The organism is Limnobacter sp. SAORIC-690 (assembly GCF_002954425.1).
GTDB lineage: Bacteria > Pseudomonadota > Gammaproteobacteria > Burkholderiales > Burkholderiaceae_B > Limnobacter > Limnobacter profundi.
In genome coordinates this window covers 2,374,105-2,398,757 of record NZ_MQVZ01000001.1, presented here as the reverse complement: position 1 = coordinate 2,398,757, position 24,653 = coordinate 2,374,105, and the positions used below count along the sequence as shown (strand labels likewise).

The 24,653-nt window shown below is 52.5% G+C and carries 21 protein-coding genes and 1 pseudogene; 8 read left to right on the top strand and 14 right to left on the bottom strand.

Annotated elements, in window-relative coordinates:
- Positions 1 to 21: 21 nt before the first annotated feature.
- The 3 genes from BSZ31_RS11435 (at position 22) to BSZ31_RS11425 (ending at position 5,092) form a co-directional block, all read left to right on the top strand.
- Positions 22 to 2,085: a M3 family metallopeptidase gene (locus BSZ31_RS11435; protein ID WP_206018598.1), complete on the top strand. Its 2,064-nt coding sequence runs from the start codon at positions 22 to 24 to the stop codon at positions 2,083 to 2,085.
- On the top strand, positions 2,085 to 2,888 hold the full coding sequence (xth, locus tag BSZ31_RS11430) for an exodeoxyribonuclease III (protein WP_206018597.1): 804 nt from the start codon (positions 2,085 to 2,087) through the stop codon (positions 2,886 to 2,888). Before BSZ31_RS11435 ends, xth begins: the two co-directional genes overlap by 1 nt.
- A 134-nt stretch (positions 2,889 to 3,022) precedes the next feature.
- Positions 3,023 to 5,092, top strand: coding sequence for a methyl-accepting chemotaxis protein (locus BSZ31_RS11425; protein WP_105028861.1), 2,070 nt, complete (start codon positions 3,023 to 3,025; stop codon positions 5,090 to 5,092).
- Between the two features lie 69 nt (positions 5,093 to 5,161).
- Here BSZ31_RS11425 and ntrC read toward each other — a convergent pair whose 3' ends face one another.
- The 4 genes from ntrC to glnA all read right to left on the bottom strand — a co-directional run bounded on the left by ntrC (position 5,162) and on the right by glnA (position 10,008).
- Positions 5,162 to 6,742 (bottom strand): nitrogen regulation protein NR(I), encoded by a 1,581-nt coding sequence (ntrC, locus tag BSZ31_RS11420; RefSeq protein WP_105028860.1) that lies wholly within the window; start codon positions 6,740 to 6,742, stop codon positions 5,162 to 5,164.
- Between the two features lie 23 nt (positions 6,743 to 6,765).
- Entirely contained in the window at positions 6,766 to 7,842 is a 1,077-nt protein-coding gene (gene glnL, locus BSZ31_RS11415) for a nitrogen regulation protein NR(II) (RefSeq protein WP_105028859.1), read from the bottom strand.
- A 36-nt stretch (positions 7,843 to 7,878) separates the two neighbouring features.
- Positions 7,879 to 8,406 (bottom strand): DUF4124 domain-containing protein, encoded by a 528-nt coding sequence (locus BSZ31_RS11410; protein ID WP_105028858.1) that lies wholly within the window; start codon positions 8,404 to 8,406, stop codon positions 7,879 to 7,881.
- 189 nt (positions 8,407 to 8,595) lie between these two features.
- Positions 8,596 to 10,008, bottom strand: a complete 1,413-nt coding sequence (glnA, locus tag BSZ31_RS11405) for a type I glutamate--ammonia ligase (RefSeq protein WP_105028857.1) — start codon at positions 10,006 to 10,008, stop codon at positions 8,596 to 8,598.
- Positions 10,009 to 10,342: 334 nt separating this feature from the next.
- Between glnA and BSZ31_RS11400 the strand changes: the two genes are divergently transcribed.
- Positions 10,343 to 10,810 (top strand): rhodanese-like domain-containing protein, encoded by a 468-nt coding sequence (locus BSZ31_RS11400; protein WP_105028856.1) that lies wholly within the window; start codon positions 10,343 to 10,345, stop codon positions 10,808 to 10,810.
- A gap of 18 nt (positions 10,811 to 10,828) precedes the next feature.
- On the opposite strand, the gene BSZ31_RS11395 is transcribed toward BSZ31_RS11400, so the two are convergent.
- The 10 genes and pseudogenes from BSZ31_RS11395 to BSZ31_RS11350 all read right to left on the bottom strand — a co-directional run bounded on the left by BSZ31_RS11395 (position 10,829) and on the right by BSZ31_RS11350 (position 21,293).
- Positions 10,829 to 11,212, bottom strand: coding sequence for a CrcB family protein (locus BSZ31_RS11395; protein WP_105028855.1), 384 nt, complete (start codon positions 11,210 to 11,212; stop codon positions 10,829 to 10,831).
- Positions 11,209 to 11,675 (bottom strand): annotated as a pseudogene (moaE, locus tag BSZ31_RS11390) (molybdopterin synthase catalytic subunit MoaE). Before moaE ends, BSZ31_RS11395 begins: the two are co-directional and overlap by 4 nt.
- Before the next feature lies 1 nt (position 11,676).
- Positions 11,677 to 11,934, bottom strand: coding sequence for a molybdopterin converting factor subunit 1 (gene moaD / locus BSZ31_RS11385; RefSeq protein WP_105028854.1), 258 nt, complete (start codon positions 11,932 to 11,934; stop codon positions 11,677 to 11,679).
- Positions 11,931 to 13,151 carry a gephyrin-like molybdotransferase Glp gene (gene glp, locus BSZ31_RS11380; RefSeq protein WP_105028853.1) on the bottom strand — a complete coding sequence of 407 codons (1,221 nt, stop codon included), beginning with the start codon at positions 13,149 to 13,151 and terminating at the stop codon, positions 11,931 to 11,933. Before glp ends, moaD begins: the two co-directional genes overlap by 4 nt.
- A complete protein-coding gene (mobB, locus tag BSZ31_RS11375) occupies positions 13,144 to 13,644 on the bottom strand; it encodes a molybdopterin-guanine dinucleotide biosynthesis protein B (RefSeq protein WP_105028852.1) in 501 nt (166 codons plus the stop codon). The genes glp and mobB overlap by 8 nt, the downstream gene beginning before the upstream one ends.
- Position 13,645: 1 nt before the next feature.
- On the bottom strand, positions 13,646 to 15,808 hold the full coding sequence (locus BSZ31_RS11370) for a cache domain-containing protein (protein WP_105028851.1): 2,163 nt from the start codon (positions 15,806 to 15,808) through the stop codon (positions 13,646 to 13,648).
- Positions 15,793 to 17,205 (bottom strand): sigma-54 dependent transcriptional regulator, encoded by a 1,413-nt coding sequence (locus BSZ31_RS11365; protein WP_105028850.1) that lies wholly within the window; start codon positions 17,203 to 17,205, stop codon positions 15,793 to 15,795. Before BSZ31_RS11365 ends, BSZ31_RS11370 begins: the two co-directional genes overlap by 16 nt.
- Positions 17,206 to 17,328: 123 nt before the next feature.
- A complete protein-coding gene (thrC, locus tag BSZ31_RS11360; RefSeq protein WP_105028849.1) occupies positions 17,329 to 18,744 on the bottom strand; it encodes a threonine synthase in 1,416 nt (471 codons plus the stop codon).
- Between the two features lies 1 nt (position 18,745).
- Positions 18,746 to 20,059 carry a homoserine dehydrogenase gene (locus BSZ31_RS11355; RefSeq protein ID WP_105028848.1) on the bottom strand — a complete coding sequence of 438 codons (1,314 nt, stop codon included), beginning with the start codon at positions 20,057 to 20,059 and terminating at the stop codon, positions 18,746 to 18,748.
- A 7-nt stretch (positions 20,060 to 20,066) separates the two neighbouring features.
- Positions 20,067 to 21,293, bottom strand: a complete 1,227-nt coding sequence (locus BSZ31_RS11350) for a pyridoxal phosphate-dependent aminotransferase (protein ID WP_105028847.1) — start codon at positions 21,291 to 21,293, stop codon at positions 20,067 to 20,069.
- Positions 21,294 to 21,422: 129 nt separating this feature from the next.
- On the opposite strand from BSZ31_RS11350, the gene BSZ31_RS11345 reads away from it, so the two are divergent.
- From BSZ31_RS11345 to BSZ31_RS11330, 4 genes are all read left to right on the top strand, one after another.
- On the top strand, positions 21,423 to 21,800 hold the full coding sequence (locus tag BSZ31_RS11345) for an Mth938-like domain-containing protein (protein ID WP_105028846.1): 378 nt from the start codon (positions 21,423 to 21,425) through the stop codon (positions 21,798 to 21,800).
- Positions 21,797 to 22,168, top strand: coding sequence for an SMR family transporter (locus tag BSZ31_RS11340; RefSeq protein ID WP_105028845.1), 372 nt, complete (start codon positions 21,797 to 21,799; stop codon positions 22,166 to 22,168). The genes BSZ31_RS11345 and BSZ31_RS11340 overlap by 4 nt, the downstream gene beginning before the upstream one ends.
- A gap of 92 nt (positions 22,169 to 22,260) precedes the next feature.
- Positions 22,261 to 22,731 (top strand): peroxiredoxin, encoded by a 471-nt coding sequence (locus BSZ31_RS11335; RefSeq protein WP_105028844.1) that lies wholly within the window; start codon positions 22,261 to 22,263, stop codon positions 22,729 to 22,731.
- Between the two features lie 67 nt (positions 22,732 to 22,798).
- Positions 22,799 to 24,454, top strand: coding sequence for a PhoH family protein (locus BSZ31_RS11330; protein ID WP_105028843.1), 1,656 nt, complete (start codon positions 22,799 to 22,801; stop codon positions 24,452 to 24,454).
- Positions 24,455 to 24,653: the final 199 nt, after the last annotated feature.

The window sequence follows — 24,653 nt, the reverse complement described above, 5'->3', positions numbered from 1 at the left end:
TTTTAGCAGGACCCCAAGACCATGAGCATGAAAATGGACACGAACAATCCCCTACTCGACTTTTCCGGACTGCCCCGTTTTTCGGACATCAAAACCGAGCACGTGGAACCCGCCATTGACACGCTGCTTGCTGCGGCAAAAAAACAGCTGGAAGTGACAGCCAGCACTGCACCTGAACACGCCACTTGGGAAGAAACCCTGTTACCGCTCGACATCGCCTGCGAACAACTGAGCCGAGCGTGGGGCGTGGTTGGGCATTTGCATTCTGTGGCGGACACCGAAGCGCTGCGCGCAGCCTACAACGCTTGCCTGCCCAAAACCACCGAGTTCTGGACCATGGTTGGGCAAGACGAGCGCCTTTATGCAATTTACAAGGCCGTTGAGCAAAGCGATGCCGCCAAACAATTCACGCCGGCACGCCTGAAGGTATTGGCCAATTCAATCCGTGGTTTCAAGTTGGGTGGCGCTGAATTGCCAGCTGACCAAAAGCCACGTTACGCGGAAATTCAAGACCGTCAGGCCGCCATAACGGCCAAGTTTTCCGAGAATGTGCTGGACGCCACCAATGCCTTTGAATTGATCGTGACCGACAAAGCTGATTTGGCAGGCATTCCTGAATATGCGGTGCAAGCGGCCGAGGAACTTGCAAAATCGGAAGGCAAGGAAGGCTACAAATTTACTTTGCAATTTCCCTCTTATTTTCCAGTGTTGCAGTACGCCGAGAAGCGTGAATTGCGTGAAACACTTTATGAAGCCTATGCCAAACGAGCCTCCGAATTTGGCCCGGCCGAACTGGACAATACAGCCCTGATTCGCGAACTGCTGCAACTTCGCCTTGAGGAAGCCCAAATGCTGGGTTACAAGAATTTTGGTGAACTGAGCTTGGTCCCGAAAATGGCCAACACACCCGACGAAGTGGTCAATTTTCTGCGGGAACTGGCGATGAAAGCCAAGCCATTCGCGCTGCGTGATCTGGAAGAAATCAAAGCATATGCAAAAGCCGAGTTGGGAATGGACGATCTTCAAAGCTGGGACATGAGCTATGCCTCCGAAAAGCTGAAAGAAAAAAAATACGCCTTCAGTGATCTGGAAGTACGCCAGTACTTTCAGGAGGACCGCGTGCTGGAGGGTCTGTTCAAGCTGACAGAAAAATTGTTCAGTGTGCAAATAGTGAAAGCCCAAGCCGACACCTGGCACCCGGATGTGCGCTTCTTTGAAGTACAAAAAGAAGGCAAAGCCATTGCGCATTTCTACCTCGATCCCTACGCAAGAGCCAGCAAACGCTCAGGTGCGTGGATGGACGACGCACGCGGCCGCAAGCGCACCGAGCAAGGCATTCAAACACCTGTGGCCTACCTCACCTGTAACTACACCAAACCGGCAGCAGGTAAAGCTGCGCAGTTGTCACACGATGATGTACAAACCCTGTTCCATGAGTTCGGGCACGGCATTCACCACATGCTGACTCGCGTGGATGAACTGGACGTAGCCGGCATCAACGGCGTGGAATGGGATGCGGTGGAATTGCCGTCTCAATTCATGGAAAACTTTGCCTGGGAATGGAGTGTGGTTGAATCGCTCACCGCACATGAAACCACAGGCGAACCCATGCCCAAGGCCCTGTTTGACAAAATGGTAGCCGCAAAGAATTTCCAGAGCGGTTTGCAGACACTGCGTCAAATCGAGTTCTCGCTGTTTGACATGCTTGTGCACACCGAATTTGACCCGCACAGCGACGCAAATATTCTTGAACTGCTGGCCCAAGTACGCAAAGAAGTGGCAGTGCTGGTCCCGCCAGCCTACAACCGCTTCCCCAATTCGTTCAGCCATATTTTCGCGGGTGGTTATGCAGCGGGTTACTACAGCTACAAATGGGCTGAAGTCTTGTCGGCCGATGCTTTTGCCATGTTCGAAGAAAACGGTGTAGTCAGCCCGGAAACCGGCAAAAAGTTTCTGGAAGAGATTTTGTCGGTGGGCGGCAGCCGCCCTGCGGCTGAATCGTTCAAGGCCTTCCGTGGCCGAGAGCCCAGCATCGACGCCCTGCTTCGCCACACGGGCATGGTCGACAACAGGCAGGCAGCGTAATGACAGATCAAGCAGCAGCAAGCATTCAACTGGCCACCTGGAACGTGAACTCGCTCAAGGTGCGCCTTCCACATATGTTGCAATGGCTTGAGACCAACCCTGTCGATTTGCTGGGCCTGCAAGAGTTGAAACTGACCGACGACAATTTTCCCGTGACTGAACTAGAAGCTGCCGGGTACGGTGCGGTATTTGCTGGCCAGAAAACCTACAACGGTGTGGCCATTCTGTACAAGAAAGCCACCATGCCCGAACCGGTAGATGTGCAGGTTAACCTGCCCAGCTTCCCTGATGAGCAAAAGCGCGTAATTGCCGCTTCGTTCGGAGATCTGCGTTTCATTAGCGCTTATGTGGTGAACGGCTCGGAGGTGGGCTCGGACAAGTTTGAGTACAAGAAAGCCTGGCTTGATGCCTTGCTGAAAGACTGTGAGACCTGGTTGGCCAAATACCCAAAACTGGCCTTGGTAGGTGATTACAACATCGCCCCCGACGACCGTGATGTGCATGACCCCAAGGCTTGGGCGGGCCAAGTGCTGTGCTCGGATGATGAGCGCACTCGCTTCAATACACTGCTGGGCTTGGGTCTGGTTGATAGCTTCCGGCTGTTTGAGCAGGCCGAGAAAACCTTTTCCTGGTGGGATTACCGCATGTTGGGTTTTCAAAAGAACAAGGGCTTGCGAATCGACCATGTTTTGCTGTCAAAACCTTTGGCCGAACATTGCACTGCCAGTGTGATTGACCGCGCACCGCGCAAATGGGAAAAACCCTCGGACCATGCCCCTGCCGTGGCAACCCTCTCAAGATAGCCACTACTCACCCCCCTTCAAAAGGGGGAACACCTTGGTAAAACAGGCGATTTACCCCTCTAATTAGGCAATTAGCAAGGGGTAGGCGATGCGATGATCGAAGCTGTTCATAACCTTCCCAATCGCTTCGCACCATGAACCTAAAGACTCTGCCCCTTTCCAAACAGATCAGCTTTACCAGCGCCGCTTTGGTGGCACTGATTGTATTGAGCTTGGTCGGCATTACGGCCGCGTACACCTTCAATGCAGCCACAGCCCGAACCGAACGCGCCGTATCTACCCAGGCCGAGGGTTTGCGACAAACCATGGACATTGCCTACAAGCTGTCAGAAAGTTCTGTAACCCAATTGGCAGAATTGTTTGAGATTGAGTTCAACGGCGAGTTGATAGTTGACCCTGAACAGCAGATTTCGATTACGCCTGAAATTGACGGGCCCATGGTAACCCTGGACTCCACCTTCATTACCGGCAACTACGATGTGGTGGATAACTTCACAAAAATGACAGGCGGCATAGCAACCGTGTTTGTTCGCACGGGTGACGACTACCTGAGAATTTCAACCAGCCTGAAAAAAGAAAATGGTGACCGTGCCGTGGGCACCAAGCTGGACCGAAGCCACCCCAGCTACGCCAAAATAATTAAAGGCGAAACCTACGTGGGTGAAGCGCTATTATTCGGTAAGCGCTACATGTCGAAGTACTTGCCAATTAAAAGTACAAATGGTCAACACGATTTGGTGCTGTACATTGGTTTTGACATGACCAACCTGTTTGCTGATGTACAAAACGCGGTGTTGAGCACGCGCATTGGTGAAACCGGCATTCCCTACGTGCTGTACACCACGGGTGCCAATGCAGGCAAAGTGATGATTCACTCACAATTCAAGGGTGATGAGTTCAAGGAACTTGCTGCCAAAGAATCTGATTTACAAGGCCTGCTCGACAAAATTACAAAAGAAGACAGCGGCATTACCCAAATTAGCTGGAACGACCCGAAATCAGGCGAAAACCGCACCGAGTTTGTAGCATTCACGAAAGTACCCCAGTGGGGCGGTGCAGCCATTGTCGCACCTGCGCTTACCTCCGAGATGTTCAGCACCATTTACGCCATGTCGGGCATGATGGTGATCATGGGTCTGATTGCCTCTGCCATCATCGCGCTTGCCCTCTACTGGGTCACAAGCCGTTTGACCAGCTCAACCAAGGTACTGACCGCTTTGGCTTTGAAACTGGGCAACGGTGATATGACTGCACGTGCCAGCGATGAAGTGACCAACGGCAGCGTGGCCACCAAAAACGAAATCAGCCTGTTGGCCCGCAGCATGAACCGCATGGCCGAAAGCATGGAACAGGCCTTGGGTGCCGTAAAACGCAGCACCGACCAAGTTCAAGAGGCCTCTGAGGACCTGGTTCAAACCAGTGAAGAGCTTAGCAAAGGCGCCGCTTCTGGTAGCGATGCGGCTTCAGGCATGGCGGCTGCGGTTGAGGAAATGTCTTCGTCAATTTCTAGCGTTGGCGAATCGGCCACTGAAGCCAAAGATGTAAGCAACAAGGCACGCCAGTTGGCAGACGATGGTTTGGGTGCGATTAATTCCGCCACTCAACAAATGCATAAAATTTCACAGAATGTGCAAGGCACAGCCGATGTGATTCAACAACTCGGCGAACAATCCCGGGAAATTTCTGAAATCGCTCTGATTATCAAAGGCATAGCTGAACAAACCAACCTTCTGGCCTTGAATGCAGCCATTGAAGCTGCACGCGCGGGTGAACAGGGTCGTGGTTTCTCGGTGGTGGCCGATGAAGTGCGCAAGCTGGCAGAGCGCACTCGCAAGTCGACCGATGACATTCACGGCATGATTGAGGCCATTCAAAACAGCTCTGGCGTGGCCGTTAACAACATGGACATGGCTGTAGAAAGCGTGAAAAAAGGTGTTGAGCTTGTAGACCGCGCAGGCCAGGCCATGAACCAGATCACAGCCGATTCCTCGGCTGTGGCCCATTCGGTTGAAAACATTCACGCGGCGCTGCTTGAGCAAAACCAGGCCTCGGAAAGTATTGGTCACCAGGTTGAAGTGGTTGCCCAACTTTCGGAAGGCAATTTGGACATGGCTCGCCGTGCGTCCAATGCAGTGTCAGGCCTGAAGGGAGTAGCCACTGACCTGTCCAATATTCTGAAGAAGTTTCAGGTCAAGAACATGTAATTCACCCCGCCGGGTACAACAAAAAAGCCTCTGCATGCAGAGGCTTTTTTTGGGGCGCTTCAAACACTTTCAATCAATGTCTTTGACATCAATATTCAGGTCCTGAATTTTCCGGGTAATGGTGTTGCGCCCTATTCCCAAACGCTGGGCTGCCTCAATCCGTTTGCCATGGGTGGCTTTCAAAGCCGCTTGAATCATGGTGGTTTCAAACTGTGCGGTCAATGCGTCCATTACATCAGGCTGTCCGCTTTCCAGGGCTTTCTCGGCCTCAATAAAAAGCAGCTCCAGCCAGCTGGCGCTGCCTGCCGGTACGGGCGGATTGGAGAAAGCATCGGTTGAAGCCGTATCTACTGGATACTTGCCAGCGGACATGCCCGAACTGGTCTGCAAAGCCGGTGTACCTGTTGCAGGCAATACCGAGCCACTTTCGGCAAGCCAAAGATTGGGGCTTGGGGAATTCCCCGCCATTTTCTCCAGTGCATTGGTACCACCATTCTGGAATGCCTTCAGCTCTGGGGGTAAGTCACGTGCCTCAACCAGTTGGGCAGGTGCCATTACGGTGATCCAGCGGCACACGTTTTCCAGCTGGCGCACATTGCCTGGGAATGGAAATTCACTGATGATTCGAATGGCTGAATCCGACAGACGCTTGGTTTCGGTACCCAATTCCCGGGCAGACACATTCAAAAAATGCTTGGCAAGAATGGGAATGTCTTCCTGACGTTCCCGCAGTGGTGGCAAGCGAAGACGAATCACGTTCAAACGGTGATACAAGTCTTCCCTGAACATGCCAAGCTTGACGCGTTCATCCAGATTTTGGTGCGTAGCAGCGATTACCCGCACATTGGCCTTGATGGGCTGTTGCCCGCCAACACGGTAAAAATGCCCGTCGGATAAAACCCTCAACAGGCGGGTTTGTAATTCGGCAGGCATGTCACCAATTTCATCGAGAAACAGGGTTCCACCCTCGGCCTGCTCAAACCGGCCTTGTCGTTGAGCTTGCGCACCCGTGAAAGAACCGCGCTCGTGGCCAAACAACTCGGATTCAAGCAGGTCTTTGGGAATGGCTGCCGTATTCAGTGCGATAAAAGGTTTTGAAGCGCGCGGACTATGGCGGTGCAGGGCACGGGCGACTAGCTCTTTGCCGGCCCCGCTCTCGCCGGTGATCAGTACCGTGACATTGGACTGGGACAAACGGCCAATCGCGCGAAAAACTTCTTGCATGGCAGGCGCTTGGCCCAGAATTTCTGGCGCACTGGAATCGGCTTCTTCAACAAATTCTTCGGTTTGAGATTCACGCACTGCGCGCAAAATCAACTCAACCGCTTTCTCAATGTCGAAGGGTTTGGGCAGGTACTCGAACGCGCCCCCCTGGAAAGCAGACACCGCGCTGTCGAGGTCGGAGTAAGCCGTCATGATAATGACGGGCAAATCGGGCTGAAGCTCTCGCACCTTGGACAACAACGTGAGTCCGCTTTGCCCCGGCATGCGTATGTCCGAGACCAGTACTTGGGGTACTTCGGTTTCAAGTCGTTCTAATACTTCGGCGGCTGAAGAAAAAATTTCGCAAGGAATACCTTCGCGGGAAATTGCTTTTTGCAAGACCCAACGAATGGAGTGGTCATCATCAACAACCCAAATTGGACGCATTAATTGTGGTTCCTTAAAACCGCTCAGCTGGTAGCGTGATCAAACTGCAGCGGCAATGTGACTTTGAAAAGTGTTCTTCCCGGTGTGGAGCTGCATTCAATAATGCCTTCGTGTTGTTGCACGAAAGTTTGGGCCAGCGTTAAGCCCAAACCACTGCCACCCTCACGCCCAGAAACCAGCGGGAAAAAAATTCTTTCCATGATCTCAGCAGGTATGCCGGGTCCGTTGTCGATCACTTGCAAGTCTAATGCCAGCCTGTGTTGCTTGCGGTTTAAGGTTACCCTACGCACCACTCTGGTGCATAGCGTTATTTGCGCAGTGCCTTCGGCGATTTGAGGTGCCAAAGCTTGTGCAGCATTGCGCACTATATTCAGGATTGCCTGAATGAGCTGCTCCAGATCGCCCAAGAACTCGGGGATCGAAATGTCGTAGTCTCGAATGAATTTCAAGCCCTTGGGGTGCTCAGCCAAAATCACCGAACGCACACGCTCGCACACTTCATGAATATTCATCATGGACACAATGTGGGGTTTACGGTGCGGAGCAAGCAGGCGATCAACCAAGGTTTGCAGACGATCCGACTCCTTGATCACCACCTGTGTGTATTCTTTCAGTTCAGGCGAAGGCAGTTCAATTTCAAGCAACTGGGCTGCGCCACGAATACCTCCCAGAGGATTTTTGATTTCATGCGCCAAATTGCGGATCAGTTCTTTGTTGGCCAAAGACTGGTCCATCATCCGGGCCTCACGGTCTACTTTCAACTGCTGCTCAATTTCACGCAATTCAATGATGGTTACTCCGTTGGCACCATCGGGACAAGACAGCGTAACGTGAACATGCTCAGAAGTGCCGCTGGGTCGAATCAACTCGAATACCTGCCGCTTCACGCCGAAGGGATCGGCGTGGGATTTGTTGAGAAACTCCCGAAATGCACTGGCCTCGACGAACAAAGCTGCCAGTGCCTGCCCGTCCAGGCTGCGCCTGGATACTTCCAGCAATGTTTCTGCAGACAAGTTGGCGTATAGCACTACACCTTCTGGATTACTTACCACCACCGCTGTGGCCAACAACTCCAGACCTTGAAACCGTTCTTTTTTCACTTCATCCTCATGGCGATGCGGCTGAATTCAAAAACGCTATTTTGACAGCCGAATCAATTCAGTTTTAAGTATTTCAATATTGTCATTGGTCACCATGATTTCTTGCTCAAGTCGCGAAACCCTGTCCAAATATTTTTGATAATTTTTTTCATTGCCCAAACGATCAGGCTGCCCATTTTTGTATTCGTCTTGCAAAGACTTCAACTTGCTTTCTTCAATGCGCAATTCTTCCTGCAGAATTTTCATGCGATCGTCCTTGGCATTGAAGTCAGCAGCCGAGCGATTGTCATAAGCCGCCGTGGCACGTCGACCTGAGTTCCCCCCCGAAGCTGGCTCGGAAATCCCACCACTTTTCGAGGCTGAACGCGGGGCCGGCACTACGGTAATAGGGTTCAGATTCAAAGGCACACAGCCGTTGCCACCATCGGAATTTTGATAGGTTCGAACACCGTCTGTACCTGTGCACACAAACATCTCGGTTCCCAAGGCTTGTACCTTGGGAGCGGCAACAAGCCCCGACACCAGGACGATCAGTGAATATTGAATTACGCTCGACTTCACCATGATTGCATCTCTACAAAATTCCGGACGACTTTCATGATACTTGATCCCCTGCAGTAGCCCCTCCCCATTGAAGGCGAGTGCTGATACCAGACGGGTTAGGTTCTTTACAAATAACTGAAAATGAAAAATGGCCCTGCACTTGATCAGTACAGGGCCACTTTCACATTCGATTAATGCGTACGGTCGGAATTACAGGCCGTAGTACATGTCGTATTCGATGGGGTGTGGAGTCATGCGCATGCGCTGGACTTCTTCCATCTTCAGTTCGATGTATGCATCAATCATTTCCTTGCTGAACACGCCACCGCGAGTCAAGAACTCGTTGTCAGCTTGCAGAGCTTCCAAAGCCTGTTCCAGGCTGTGGCACACGGTTGGTACCAATGCGTCCTCTTCTGGAGGCAAGTCATACAGGTTCTTGGTTGCTGCTTCACCTGGGTGAATCTTGTTCTGAACACCGTCCAGACCAGCCATCAACAAGGCAGAGAATGCCAGGTAAGGGTTGGCCATGGGATCTGGGAAACGCGCTTCAATACGGCGGCCTTTTGGATTGGCCACGTGTGGAATGCGGATAGAAGCGGAACGGTTCTTGGCAGAGTAAGCCAACTTCACCGGTGCTTCGTAACCAGGCACCAAACGCTTGTAGGAGTTGGTGGATGGGTTGGTGATCGCGTTCAAGGCACGAGCGTGCTTGATGATACCGCCGATGTAGTACAGGGCGAAATCAGACAGGCCTGCATAGCCATTGCCAGCAAACAGGTTCACACCGTCTTTCCAGACTGATTGGTGAACGTGCATGCCAGAACCGTTGTCGCCCCACATTGGCTTGGGCATGAATGTGGCTGTTTTGCCATAGCTGGCAGCCACGTTCCACACGGTGTACTTCAGAATTTGTGTCCAGTCAGCACGCTTGGTCAGCGTGGAGAACATGGTACCGATTTCGTTTTGACCTGCGCCAGCCACTTCGTGGTGGTGCACTTCAACGGGCACGCCTTGCTGTTCCAGCAACAGACACATTTCAGAACGAATGTCCTGGAAAGAGTCGGTTGGTGACACGGGGAAGTAGCCACCTTTCACAGTGGGACGGTGGCCCAGGTTACCGTGTTCGTAGTCAATACCGGTAGACCATGAAGCTTCTTCAGACTTGATCTTGAAGAAACAGCCCGACATTTCATCACCCCAGGTGATGCTGTCGAAAATGAAAAATTCGGGTTCTGGACCGAAGTAGGCAGTGTCGCCCAGGCCAGAGGACTTCAAGTAGGCTTCGGCGCGACGTGCGATGGAACGTGGATCGCGGTCGTAACCCTTGCCGTCAGTTGGCTCGATTACGTCGCAAGTCAAAATCAGGGTGGGCTCTTCACGGAAAGGATCCATGCGAGCTGTATCAGGATCGGGCATCAACAACATGTCAGAGGCTTCAATGCCTTTCCAGCCGGCGATGGAAGAGCCATCAAATGCGTGGCCAGACTCGAACTTGTCGTCGTCAAACATCTTAACTGGCACAGACACGTGCTGTTCTTTGCCTTTGGTGTCGGTGAAGCGGAAGTCAATGAACTTCACTTCATTTTCCGCAACCATCTTCATTACATCTTGGGCGGTCGCCATTGAAAATCTCCTGGTACGTGAGGTGGAATAATGATCTAAAAAAATTCTGATTTGAACTCTTCAATTTAAGCGAAACAATAGCACGTTCGATGCCGCTATATATGACGCTCAGCGTGAATTCAATCTTCAACGTGGAGGGATAAAGCAAAGACCATACCAAGAAGTGAGTAACCTCAGATCAAGGTTTCAGGCGAGTTCCTTTGAATCACCTTTCCACTTTTGCACCATATTTGTGCGTAATGCACCGTAGTAGTGCAAATAAGTATTTAGCCTAATCGATCGAATGCTTGTATTACAATATACTCATCAATAAATTACTCGTGTCTACGCGTTCATGGCATCCACTTCAGAACAGTTAATCGAACTGGCCAAACAATACGCCTCTGAAAAAGGGCTGGGCTATTTGGGTGCGCTAACCCCAAAAGAGGCTTGGGAGCTGCTGAATACCAATGAAAACGCTGTGTTGATCGATGTGCGAACCGATGCCGAGCTGGACTGGGTTGGACAAGTGAGTTTTTCAGAAGACCGGTCTTTTCACGTCGAGTGGAACAATTATCCCGACGGAATACGCAATACCGATTTCATTGCCCAAATTGAGGCACGGGTTGAAAAACACCAACCCGTGCTTTTCATCTGCCGAAGCGGGGCCAGATCACACCACGCGGCGACTTTGGCGGCCAAGCATGGCTTTGAGCATGCAATCAATGTGCTGGAAGGATTTGAAGGTGACAAGAATGACCTTCACCAGCGCTCAAGCATCAATGGCTGGCGTTTTCACGGGCTGCCTTGGGAACAACATTAAGCCGCGTAAGAACCGGTTTTATTGGCCGAAAAGACCAAACAACTTTCCTGCCAAGTAAAATGCAGCCAAACACCCCAGCACATGAACGAGGGCGTGACCCATGGCTAGCAAAGGCTTGTCCAATAACAGATTAGCGCCTTCGGCGGTGAAAGCCGAGAAGGTGGTAAGGCCACCCAACACGCCTGTCATGAGAAACAATCCCAAGGGGTTGGACTTCAGCCAAGCGGACCCCACGGTTGCAAACAGTGCTCCAGCCAAAAAGCCACCTATCAAATTCACGGCAAGCGTACCTACAGCAAAGGGCAACCAGGCGGGTTGGGCCAACAAAATACCAAGCCCATACCGCCCCACCCCACCCAGGCCGGCCCCAACAAACACAGCCAGTGCACTGAGCGCATTCACTGCGTTTGTTCCCAACGCTCTTTGGCAGTGTCGTCACTGTCACGGGCAGACACCCAGCGCGCGCCTTCGGGTGTGTCTTCTTTTTTCCAGAAAGGAGCCTCGGTTTTCAAGTAATCCATGATGAATTCACAAGCAAGAAACGCCTGCTGACGGTGCTCGCTGGTGGCGGCAGCAAACACGATTTGGTCTTCCGGATACAAAGGGCCCACGCGGTGAATAATCATGGCAGAGGTGATTTCGAACCGCTCGTCTGCAACCTTCAGAATATTCTCAAGTGCTTTCTCAGTCATGCCCGGATAATGTTCCAGTGTCATGGCTCTTACGGTGCTGTTGTCATTGATGTCGCGCACAGTGCCAATAAAAGTGGCCACTGCACCAATTTCGGGCAAACCCTGGCGAAGCACCGAATTTCCTCAGTCACGTCAAAGTCATTTTCTTGAACCAACACCTTGGAGCGTTTCATTTCAACCCCCTGTCACAGGCGGAAAAAAGGCAACCTCAGCCTGCTCGCCCACCGGGGTTTCGTCGTCGGCCATGTCTTGGTTCACCGCCGCACGCAAACGCCCGACTTCTGAAACAGCTTTGGCAAAACCAGGGTACTCAGCACACAAATAAGCGCGCAAACCACCCACAGTTGCTGGCGAAAATGCCGAGTTTACCTCGAGGCTATCCTGCCCAAACTGTTCTTTCAAACTGGCGAAAAACCGCACTTTTACTTTCATTTCATCAAATCCTGATACGACACGTAATCCACCCAGTCACCCGGGTGTACCACCTGCCCCTTGGCAAGCCTGATCAAACCACTCGACCGGGCCAGGGAGGTCAAAACACCTGAACTCTGGTTTTCAAACAAAGAGGCTTCGTCCGATTGTACCTCTGCTCGCAAAAATTCCTCACGGCGGGTGTCTGGGGCAGACCAGGAAAACGCAGCCTGCACTTTTCGTACGCGCAGGCGCCAATCCACCTCCGCGTGGCCTTGCCCTTCCAGCAAACTCAAAAAAGGCTTCACGATCAGTTGAAAAGCCACTGCACTGGAAACAGGGTTGCCTGGCAAGCCAAAAAACCAACTTTGCCCGCCATCTTGTCGATTGATGTGGCCAAATGCAATCGGCTTGCCCGGCTTCATGGCCACTTTCCATGACCGCAGTTGACCCACTTTTTCGATCGCAGGTTTCACATGGTCTTCCTCACCCACCGACACACCGCCCGAGCTAATCACGGCATCACAATCGGCCAGCGATTCAAGTGCAGCGCAAGTGGCCTCGAAGTTGTCAGGCACGATACCTACCGAGCGCACATCGGCGTGCATGGCCTCAAGAAGACCGCACCACACATACTCGTTGGAATTGTAGATTTGACCGGGCTGTAAAGCCTGACCCGGGCTTTGAAGCTCGCTGCCAGTAACCATTACACCTACTTTCAAGCGCCTGTTGACAGACACGGTAGGTACACCAATGGAGGCAAGCAAGCCCACATGAATGGCATCGAGTCGTGTGCCTTGGGACAGCACCACCTGTCCACTTGCAATGTCTTCACCTGCGCGCCGTATCCATTGCCCTGATTGTGGCAAACCGCTGAAGGTAACGCTGCCATCGTCATTCACCACCACGTCTTCCTGCATCACCACGGAATCCGCGCCGGGAGGAATGGGTGCACCGGTAAAGATTCGCGCCACAGTGCCAGGCTGCAAGGGTTGGGGAGAGACACCTGCGGGCACGCGTTGGGAAACCCGAAAAAGCCGGGATGGTTGAATATCAGCGCAACGAACCGCGTAACCATCCATGCCGCTATTGTCGTGTTGCGGCACATTCAAATTGGAAAGAACATCCTGTGCCAACACCCGTCCAAGGGCAGCGTTCAAACTGACAGATTCAGTCGGTATTGCCTGCTGGGTGGCCATGGGCCACACCTGCTCAAGCAAGTCATTCAAATCAATCATTCACAAACCGTTTCAAGATGAATTGCGCAATCGAAGCTGGGTCATTCAAGGGAAGAATGGGCAAACCGCGGCACTCAATTTCGGTGTCGCAGGCCACAGCAATAATATTCGGGTCTTGAGGATACAACATGGGCTTGCCATTGGCCTCGCGCCAAATTTCAATTTTGGGAATATCCGCCCGCTTGAATCCCTCAACAATGACCAAGTCACAGGGCGACAATTTTTCCAGTTGATCCTCGAGTGTGGGCTCCGCTTCGTCGCGCAACTCGTGCATCAACACCCAACGTTTGTTGGCGGTAATCAGTACTTCGTAGGCACCTGCCTCGCGATGTCTGTAGGAGTCTTTGCCCGGCCGGTCAATGTCAAAATCATGATGCGCATGTTTGATGACAGACACCCGAACTCCTTCACCAATCAGAATGGGCAAGAGCTGTTCAATCAATGTGGTTTTACCCACGCCGGAAAATCCGGCAAAGCCAAACACCTTGGGCACTTCAGTTTCCTTCTGACAGTTTCTTTTCGATCAACAGCAGTTGCTGACCTGTTTCTTTCAAAATATCCGCGGATGGGCGTGCCTTGCAACGCAATACAATTTCAAAACATGCACCGAATTGTGGCTCAACTTCTGGCAGTACCGGGCTGGTGGCCCACAAATCGCCACCATAACGTTGCACCAACATGCGAGACACGGGCAAACCCAGCCCGGTTCCCCGACCTGCCTGCTTGCTGGTGTAGAACATTTTGAAAATAAGCTGCAAACGATCGGGGGGAATTGCTTCGCCGTTGTTTTGCACGAGAATTTGCACAGCTGGCTGTCCGTCACTTAGGCGAACATCGGCAGTTTTTATTAAAATGGTGGGGCCTTCGTTCAATGCTGCAAATTGCGCATCGAACTGTCCTTCCAGAGCGTGGGTTGCATTGATCAACAAATTCACCATGACCTGCTGCAATTCAGTTTTACTGAATTGAACCGTTTGTTGTGCAGAAAAATCAAACTTCAGTTGCGCACGAGCCATGTCAATTTCATTTCGAACAAACAGAATACTGTCCTGAATGATTTCATTGACATTGATTTCTTCGGTGTAGGAAGCGTATTCATCGGGCCTGCAAAACTGCAGCAGCTTTTGCACAATGTTGCGCATGCGGTGTACTTGCTCATCCAGCAAACGCACAGTTTTCAGGCTTTCCGGATCATTCAGGGTAATGCGAATCAAATCCAGATGCCCCATCATGATTGCCAACGGATTATTGAACTCATGTGCGATACCCGCAGTTAACTGCCCCAGAGCCGCTAGCTTCTCTGAGGCCAGCAACTGCTCCACTGCTTGATGAAGTTTTTGATTCGCAGCCTGCAGGTCGGCAGTTCGCTGTCGCACACGCTCATCCAGTTGCTCATTCAAGCCGAGCAGTTCGCTGCGCCGTGCATCCAGTTGATCAAGCAGCGCATCAAAGTGATTGGCCAGGTCAGCAAATTCGTCTTCACGGCGAAGATCTCCCACACGCGCCGCAGTATCGCCACGTTCCTGCAGGCTCATGATGTAATTCATGCGGCGAAGGGGGTAAAAAATTCCGGATGTCAAACGCACCACCATCATCGCGCCCAATACCATGGCTGCACCCACCGCCAACAAAAACAAAATCAGCAGCTGGGTTTTTATATTGGCATAAGGCGCTTCCAGAAAGCCCACATAAAACATGCCGATTCGTGCACCCTCCGGGCTAAGCAGTGGTGCATAAGCTGCCACATACCAGTCGTTCACTACGAATGCGCGTTCCAGCCACACCTCACCTCGACCCAAGACACTCTGCCGAACCACATCGGACACACGGGTGCCCAGCGCACGCGACTCTCCGTCTCGACGAACCGTGGTCGCCACTCGCACATCTTCCAGGAAAATGGTGGTGGTGCCAATTGAGCCTTCCAGCAAGGTGTTGGGCGAATAAATCAGGTTGTTGATTTCATCCACCAAACCCAGGTTACCGTTCAAGAGCAAGCCGCCTTCCAGGTACCCCAACATGTTTCCATTGTTGAAAACAGGTTGCAGCACCTGAACAACCAAGCCACGGTCTTCAGTGCTTTTGGGTGAGGGGCTTGCATTGGAGGTGGGAATGATGGCCTGTATGGCGCGCGAGGCGAGATCGGGAGAAATATCCATCAGCTCTTTGTTCGAGAGCAACACGGTGTAGCTGCCAGACTCGCGAAACTTCACCGACTTTTGTACCTCGGAGTCAAGCATGTATGGCAAGCGTGGGGGAAACGAATTCACCACCATGCCGGTTGGACTGATCAAACGCAGGTACGCAAAACCGAGTCGCTCAGCCTGCGCCTGAAGGTCTTTGTTGTTCAGCTTGCCGCCCCGCTGGTTCAGCAAATTCCGAAGATAGGCGCTCTCAGACCAGGATTTCAAAGCCAGTGATTTGCTTTCCTGCACATCGGTGAATTCTTGCTGGGCAAGTACCAGATCACTGCGAACTTTCGAAATCAGGATTTTTGTGTAAGCGGCCTGCCCCGCTGACCACACCAGCATTGCCACAATTGGAACGAGCACCAGCAAAGGGATGCAGGCTGTAACAACCAGTTTGGTTTTAACAGTCCAGTGGCTGGGCCAAAAATGCCCGCGTGGCGGAAATGGCCGCTGACCTATTCTTGGCTCCACGCCATGCACTTTCGTTCAAGTGTTTTTCGGGACACACCCAAGCGGCGCGCTGCCTCGGATTTATTGCCACTGCAGGCGTTCAATACGCGAAGAATGTGCGCCTTTTCGACCTGCTCAAGCGACTCATTCTGGGGGTCTTCAGCAGTGTGCTCGCGTTCATCCAGATCCAGATTCAAAGGCAAATCTTCTTTGGGGAAATAACCCAGAATCAATGAACGTTCGATGAAGTTGCGTAGCTCCCGCACATTGCCTGGCCATTCGTAGGCTTGAAGGCGGGCCAGCATGTCCGGGCTTATTTTCAGGGGTTCAATACGCAGCTTTTTGGCAAACACCTTGATGAAGTAATTGGCCAGAAGCTCAATGTCCTCGGGGCGGCTGCGCAACGGTGGCATTTCAATCGGCATCACCTGCAAGCGGTAGTACAAGTCTTGCCGAAACCGCCCTCGCTTCACTTCCACATCCAGGTTTACGTTGGTCGCAGCCACAATACGAACGTCCACGTCCACTTCCTTGGTGCTGCCCACCGGGCGAATTCGCCGGTCTTCGAGCACGCGAAGCAATTTGGTTTGCATGCTGAGCGGCAATTCGCCAATTTCATCAAGAAACAGGGTGCCGCCCTGCGCGTAATAGAACAAGCCCTGATGGGATTCATTGGCACCCGTGAAAGCGCCCTTGGCATGACCAAACAACTCGCTTTCAATCAATTCTGGAGAGATGGCGCCACAGTTGATTGGCACAAACGGCCGCTCACTGCGCAGGCTCATGCCATGCAGCGTTCGGGCCAATACTTCTTTGCCCGAGCCAGACTCACCCGTGAGCAACACAGTGGAATCGGTGGGAGCCACTTTGGCCACCAGCTTTCGGAGTTGGCGCACAATCGGGCTTTCACCCACCATCACCTGTTCATTCTGCTGCAAGTTTGAAACCGCGCGTTTCAGCACAAAGTTTTCACGTTTCAAACGGTTTTGATCCGCGGCGCGATCAAGCGCGTACCAAAGCTGGTCGATTCGAAACGGTTTTTGCAGGAAATCTTGCGCACCCGCGCGCAGCGCGCCAATGGCGGTGTCCATGTCGGCATAGCCGGTGATTAAAATCACATCGCCCTCGTAGCCCCCCTGGCGCAATTCGTTCAACCATTGCAGGCCACTTTTACCAGGCAGGCTCACATCCAGCACCACGGTGCTGTAGTCATGGCCATCGAACAGGGCTTGGGCCATTTCAACAGAACCTGCGGTGTCTACACGGGCAAAACGGGTTTCGAGCGCCTTTTCCAGAAAATGGCGCATGCCGGGCTCATCATCCACCGCCAGCGCAGACAAACCCTTTCTCGGCTGGGCATCTATGCCTTGGCCTGCGGCAACTTTGGGGAGGTCGACAGTGTTGGAGTGAGAGGTCAAAACAGTGGCTTCACGGGGTGTTACTTAACCTTGCCATTGTTCATGATTCCGTTTGGACCTGCAAGTTAGGTAAACCCTATTACTTGCAGGCAAACGATTGTTTGAAATGTGCTTTTGGTGGGCTTACAGCCCGGTATTCTCGGCAATGAACGTTTTGACCTGTTCAACGGATATGGGCATTTCAACAACCCGCTGAGGCAACTTTTCAATGCCCTGGAACTGCGCGGGCACTGGCGGTGTTTGGCCAGTGGCTTCTTCAATGGTTTCCGCAAACTTCACCGCCAGGGCGGTTTCAAGAATGACCATAGGTACGCCAGGCTCCACAAGATCGCGGGCCACTTTCACGGCATCGGCCGTGTGGGTGTCAATCAAGGTACCCGTGCGGGCGAAAACTTCCTTGATGGTGTCCAGGCGGTTTTGGTGATTCGATGAACCAGACTGAAAACCAAAGTCTTCTTCAACCCGCTTGAAACGTGGATCTTCGGAAAGATCGAATTGACCATTCGCAGCCAAGTCTTGCCACAAAGCTTTCAAGGCCTTGGGATCACGACCCAACAAATCGTATACAAATCGTTCAAAGTTCGAGGCCTTCGAAATGTCCATCGACGGGCTGGAGGTGATGTAGGTTTCCGCCGATTTGCGGGGGCGGTACACACCAGTTTTGAAAAACTCGTCCAACACATTGTTTTCATTGGTGGCTACGATCAACTTGCGAATGGGCAGGCCCATTTGCCGGGCAATGTGACCGGCCAGCACGTTGCCAAAGTTACCGGACGGCACTGCGAAGCTGACCGGGTCGCCTATCTTCTCGGCGGTGCGCAGGTAAGCATTGAAGTAATACACCACCTGAGCAGAAATGCGACCCCAATTGATGGAATTCACCGTGCCAATTTTCTGGCGTGCCTTGTATTCAAGGTCTTCGCTCACCGCCTTCACAATGTCCTGGCAATCATCGAACAAACCTTCAATGGCAATGTTGAAAATGTTCGGGTCTTGCAGGCTGTACATTTGGGCGCGCTGAAATGCGCTCATTTTGCCAGCCGGGCTCAACATGAACACCCGCACGCCTTTCTTGCCGCGCATAGCGTATTCGGCCGCCGAACCCGTGTCGCCGCTGGTGGCACCGAGAATGTTCAATTCGCGGTTGGTGCGAGCCAACTGGTATTCAAACAGGTTTCCCAGCAACTGCATGGCCATGTCTTTAAAAGCCAGCGTGGGGCCGTTTGAAAGCTCCAACACCTTCATGCCATCGAACAGTTCGCGCACCGGCGTAATTTCTTCGGTGCCGTACACGGCCTTGGTGTAGGTTTTGGTGGTCAGCGCTTTCAGGTCGGCTTCTGGAATGTCGGTGGCATAAGGCTTTAATACCTCAAATGCCAGTTCACCGTAGCTGAGGTGTTTCCAGCTTTCCAGCACGTGCAAAGCCACTTGCGGATAAAACTCAGGCACGGCCAAACCACCATCGGGTGCCAAACCTTCCAGCAAAATTTCAGAGAAATCTTGGGGATCCATGCCCCCACGGCTGCTGAAGTATTTCATTTCAGCTCAAGTCCTCTACGCGAATTCGGGTCAAGGGGCCATGCACGCTGTCCAAGGCCTCAATTTTTGCGATGGCCTTGTTCACATCACCTTCCACACAGCGGTGGGTCAGCAACACAATTTCAGCGGTTTCTTTTTCGCTGGTGGCCTGGCGCTGAATCATGGCTTCAATTGAAATTTGGTTGTCGGCCAGCAAGCGAGTGACCTCGGCCAGCACACCTGGTTTGTCGTCTACCGCCAAGCGCAAGTAGAAGGCAGTCACCACCTTCTCCATAGGCAACACATCCAGGTTTTGAATGCCTTCTTTCTGGAAAGCCAACACGGGCACGCGGCTGGCCAAAGGAGCCTGGCTTGCGCGCGCAATTTCGATAAGGTCGGCCACCACAGCCGAGGCTGTGGGCAAACTGCCAGCGCCAGCGCCGTAGTACAGGGTTGGGCCTACAGCATTGGCTTTCACCAACACTGCATTCATGACACCTTCCACATTGGCGATCAAGCGCTTGCCAGGAATAAGCGTGGGGTGAACGCGCAACTCAATGCCTTGATCCGTGCGCTTGGCAATGCCCAAGAGCTTGACGCGGTAGCCCAATTGCTCTGCAAACTGGATGTCTTCCTTAGTCAGCTTGGTAATGCCTTCAATGTAGGCTTTCTCGAACTGAACAGGGACGCCAAAAGCCAGCGAGCTCAGCAGGCTGATTTTGTGGGCTGCATCCACACCCTCAATGTCAAATGTGGGGTCGGCTTCGGCGTAGCCGAATGCCTGGGCTTGGGCCAAGACATCGGCAAAGGGCAGGCCTTTGTCACGCATTTCTGACAAAATGAAATTGCAGGTGCCGTTGATGATGCCCGCTACATATTCAATCTTGTTGGCGGCCAGCCCTTCCTTGATGGCCTTGATCACAGGAATGCCACCAGCCACTGCCGCTTCAAAAGCCACCATCACATTCTTGGCTTCAGCCGCAGCAAAAATTTCATCACCATGCACAGCCAGCAAAGCCTTGTTGGCCGTGACCACATGCTTGCCCGCATTGATCGCAGCCAGCACCAGTTGCTTGGCAATGGTGTAACCACCGATCAATTCAACCACCACGTCGATGTCGTCGCGCTTGACTGCCTCGAATGCATCACCCAACACCTCAACGCCGGGACCAGCCAGTTCGCGCGCTTTTTCCGTGTTCAGGTCGACGATGACTTTGATCTGAATGGGAAAACCCACACGGCGTTCAATTTCGCTCGCATTGGTGTTCAACACATTGAATGTGCCAGAACCGACAGTACCCAAACCCAGCAGGGCCACTCGAAGAGGTTTGTTCATTTTTAAATCAGCCAAGGTGTTGTTTTCGATAACTTTCCAGGAAGCGTGTAATTCTACCAACTGCGTCTGTCAAATCATCGGTGTTGGGTAGGAAAACCACCCGGAAATGATCCGGATTGATCCAATTAAAGCCTGTGCCCTGCACCACAAGTACCTTTTCAGCCTCCAGTAACTCCAGCACAAAGCGCTGGTCATTCTTGATGGGATAAATTTTGGGGTCCAGGCGAGGAAACAGATAAAGCGCCGCTTTGGGCTTCACACAAGTGACGCCTGGAATGGAAGTCATCAGATCGTAAGCGAGGTCACGCTGACGGGTAAGGCGCCCGCCGGGCCCGACCAAATCGTCGATGCTTTGATAACCACCCAGCGAAGTCTGAATGGCATATTGACCAGGAACGTTGGCACACAGGCGCATGGAGGCCATGATGCCCAAACCGTCGATGTAATCGGTGGCATGGCGCTTGTCGCCAGAAATGACCATCCAACCTGCCCTGTAACCACATGCGCGGTAGTTTTTAGACAAGCCGTTCATGGTAATGAAGAGCACGTCGTCGGCCAGCGATGCAATCGAGGTGTGCTCCGCGCCGTCATACAGCATCTTGTCGTAAATCTCATCCGCGAAAATAATCAATTGATGCTCGCGAGCGATTTGCACCAGTTCCTGCAACACTTCCTCGGGGTACAAAGCGCCCGTGGGGTTGTTGGGATTGATGATCACCATGGCCTTGGTTTTTTCATTGATCAGGCTGCGCAGGTGCTTGGTGTCGGGGTACCAATCGCTTTGCTCATCGCACAGGTAATGGCGTGGCGTACCGCCGGAAATACTCACGGCAGCTGTCCACAAAGGGTAATCGGGCGCGGGCACCAGTACTTCATCGCCGTTGTTCAGTAAGCCCTGCATGCTCATCACGATCAGCTCGGATACACCGTTGCCCACAATGATGTCGTCGAGCGTTACACCCTTGATTTTCTTTTGCTGGGTGTAATGCATGATGGCTTTGCGCGCTGCAAACAAGCCCTTGCTGTCGCTGTAGCCCGAGGCATCGCCCAGATTCATGATCACATCTTGCCGAACCTCATCGGGTGCTTCAAAGCCAAAAGGTGCCAAATTGCCGATGTTCAGCTTCAGGATGCGGTGCCCTTCCTCTTCCAGCTGGCGCGCTCGCTGCATCACCGGTCCGCGGATGTCGTAGCAAACATTGGCCAGCTTGGCAGATTTGAGAATGGGTTTCATGTCGACCTGTGTGTGGATTGTTGTGTGGGTTATTAATGTGCTTATTCTTTTGCTTGCGCAAAGTCTTATAATTTAACCGTTTAGGCCAATGCCTGCTAGGGTTTGGCCCCATCCTGGAGCATCTTTCGAATGAAATTTCAACCTGAATCGCTCGACAATCAATTCGTCGTTCAGCGGTATGACGAAGAAGGTGTCGTGATCAGCGGCAGGCTTCAAACTGAAAGCGTGGTGTTTGGCACTGATTTCACCCCCAGAATCTGGGAAAACGCGGGTTCGGGCCCACTGCAATTGGCCCACTGCGAGTGGCTATATGGCCAGTGCCCCGATAGCATGGAAGTGCTGCTGATTGGCACGGGCGCCAAACAGGTTTTTCCCGGCATGGACATTCGCAAGTTTTTCGCCAACAAACGCTGCCCGGTGGAGTACATGGACAGCCAGGCTGCCTGCCGCACTTACAACATTTTGATCGGTGAAGGCCGGCATGTAATTGCCGCGATTTTACTATGACCACCTATGCTGCCATTTTAGTGCTCTCGGGCGTAATTTTGAATGCGCTGGCCCAGCTGCTGTTAAAAATGGCCACCAACAAAGTGGGCGTCATCGAGGCATCCAGTGCGCTTAGCCTGGGTGCCATGTCCGCCTTGTTTTTGCAGTGGCCAATGATTCTGGGGCTGTTTTGCTACGGATTTTCACTGCTCATTTGGCTAATGGCGCTTTCACGGGTCGATGTAACACTGGCCTACCCCATGCTGGCAATAGGTTATGTGATCAATGCCTTTGCGGCGCAATACTTCCTCAATGAACCTGTGAGCCTGCAGCGCTGGGTGGCGATCGGGGTGATCGTACTGGGTGTGGCGCTTTTGGCGCGTTCCTGACACTTCCTGCATTTTGCTGTCAAAAGCTGTGGTTATACTGAATCAAACACGCACACCGGCAGCAAAACCACCACACCTCAGGGAGCAGTACCGTGTCACTTGAAGTCAACAGCAAAGTGCCTGATTTTTCAGCAGCTTGTACTGGCGGCGGCAATTTTACCCTGTCAGCCCACACTGGCAAAAACCTGATCATTTATTTTTACCCCAAAGACAGCACGCCAGGCTGCACCACCGAGGGCGAAAACTTTCGCGATCTACACCCCGAGTTTCTGAAAGCCAACTGCCTTGTTTTTGGCGTTTCACGCGATTCCCTGAAGTCGCATGAAAATTTCAAAGCCAAACTGGAAATGCCGTTTGAATTGATTTCAGATCCCGACGAGAAGGTGTGCACAATTTTCGACGTGATGAAAATGAAAAACATGTACGGAAAACAAGTACGTGGCGTGGAAAGAAGTACCTTTGTAATCAACAAGAAAGGCATTCTTGTGCAGGAGTGGCGCGGCTTGAAGGTGCCGGGCCATGCGCAAGCGGTGCTTGACTTTGTACGCACAATCGGGGACTAATATCCTCACGGGCGCGGGCGTGACGACCCCGCGCGATTTATGAGCTTCCTACTTCAGATCGTTGACAATGCCTCTGCCAAAAGAACCCAGCAAACCAGCAACTACACTGAACGAAATCCCACCAATCACGGCACCCAGACCCAAGAAGCCGGCCAAAAAAACTGATGCGTCTGACACCACCACTACGACCGGCAAAGCACCGCTGACCTTGGCCGCCGACAACACTGTCACCGCCAAAGCACCCGCGACAAACCGCACCCGAAATGTTCCAGCCGCAGCTTCAGGCAAAGCACGCAAACCAGTGGCCACGCCCATTGCCAAAACCAGGCGACAGGTTACCCACACCGGCAAGAAAATTTTTGTGCTAGACACCAACGTGTTGATGCACGACCCCACTTCGCTGTTTCGCTTTGAAGAACACGATGTATTTTTGCCGTTGATTACGCTGGAAGAACTGGACAACCACAAAAAAGGCATGTCTGAAGTGGCCCGCCATGCACGGCAAGTAAGCCGTTCGCTGGATGCCTTGATGGAGAACATCGAGGACATCGAAAAAGGTGTGGCACTGGACCGGCTGGGCAATGTGGACGCCCTTGGACGTTTGTTGGTACAAACCACCGAGTTGGCTGCTGAACTGCCGAAAACCTTGCCCGTGGGCAAAGCCGACAACCAGATTCTGGGTGTGGTGTTTGCACTGAGTAAACAACACCCTGATCGCGAAGTTGCATTGGTCTCGAAAGACATCAACATGCGCATCAAGGCCCGCGCCTTGGGCTTGCTGGCCGAGGATTACTTCAACGATCAGGTGCTGGAAGACCGTGATCTGCTGTATTCGGGCATCATGGAACTGCCCGCAGATTTCTGGGAAAAGAACAGCAAAGGCATTGAAAGCTGGCAACAAGGTGGGAGCACCTTCTACCGCATTAGCGGCCCCGCCGTAAAAGACATGATGGTGAACCAGTTCGTCTACTGCGAAACTGGAATTCCATTGATCGCCCAGGTACTTGAAGTAAGCGGCAGAAGTGCTGTACTGAAAACACTGCGCGACTTTAGCCACAACAAAAACAGCGTATGGGGCATTACCGCGCGAAACCGCGAACAAAACTTCGCACTGAACTTGCTCATGAACCCGGAATGCGACTTTGTGACACTGTTGGGACAGGCCGGTACAGGCAAAACTCTGCTGGCCTTGGCTGCAGGTTTGTCGCAAGTACTTGAAAGCAAGCAATACTCTGAAATTATCGTGACCCGCGCCACCGTGCCAGTGGGTGAAGACATCGGCTTTTTGCCAGGTACGGAAGAGGAAAAAATGGCCCCCTGGATGGGCGCTTTTGAAGACAACCTGGAAGTGCTGAACAAACCCGACCCCAGCAGTGGCGATTGGGGCCGCTCAGCAACAACCGACTTGATACGCACCAAGATCCGCATCAAATCAATGAACTTCATGCGGGGCCGCACCTTCATCAACAAGTTTTTGATTATTGATGAAGCGCAAAACCTGTCGCCCAAGCAAATGAAAACCCTGATCACACGTGCCGGTCCCGGTACCAAGGTAATCTGTTTGGGTAACCTGGCGCAAATTGATACGCCTTACTTGACTGAAGGCTCTTCAGGCCTGACGTATGTGGTGGATCGATTCAAGGGCTGGCCACATGCTGGGCACATTACGCTGCAACGTGGTGAGCGTTCGAGGCTGGCTGATTTTGCGTCCGATAACCTTTGATAGATTGATGGGCACTTACGAAGTCGCATGCCCTCCTCCGCCTGAAAGCCTGAATCCCCCCTTTTTGAAATTCACACTGGCTCACCGAGTTCGGCAAAAAAGATGGCCGAATCTCGGTGTCGGCTTGCAGCCGAACGCGGCGTGTGAACTTCAAACGGGCAGGCTTTCTTGAAGGCGGAATGATGTCAATGCGAGCTGC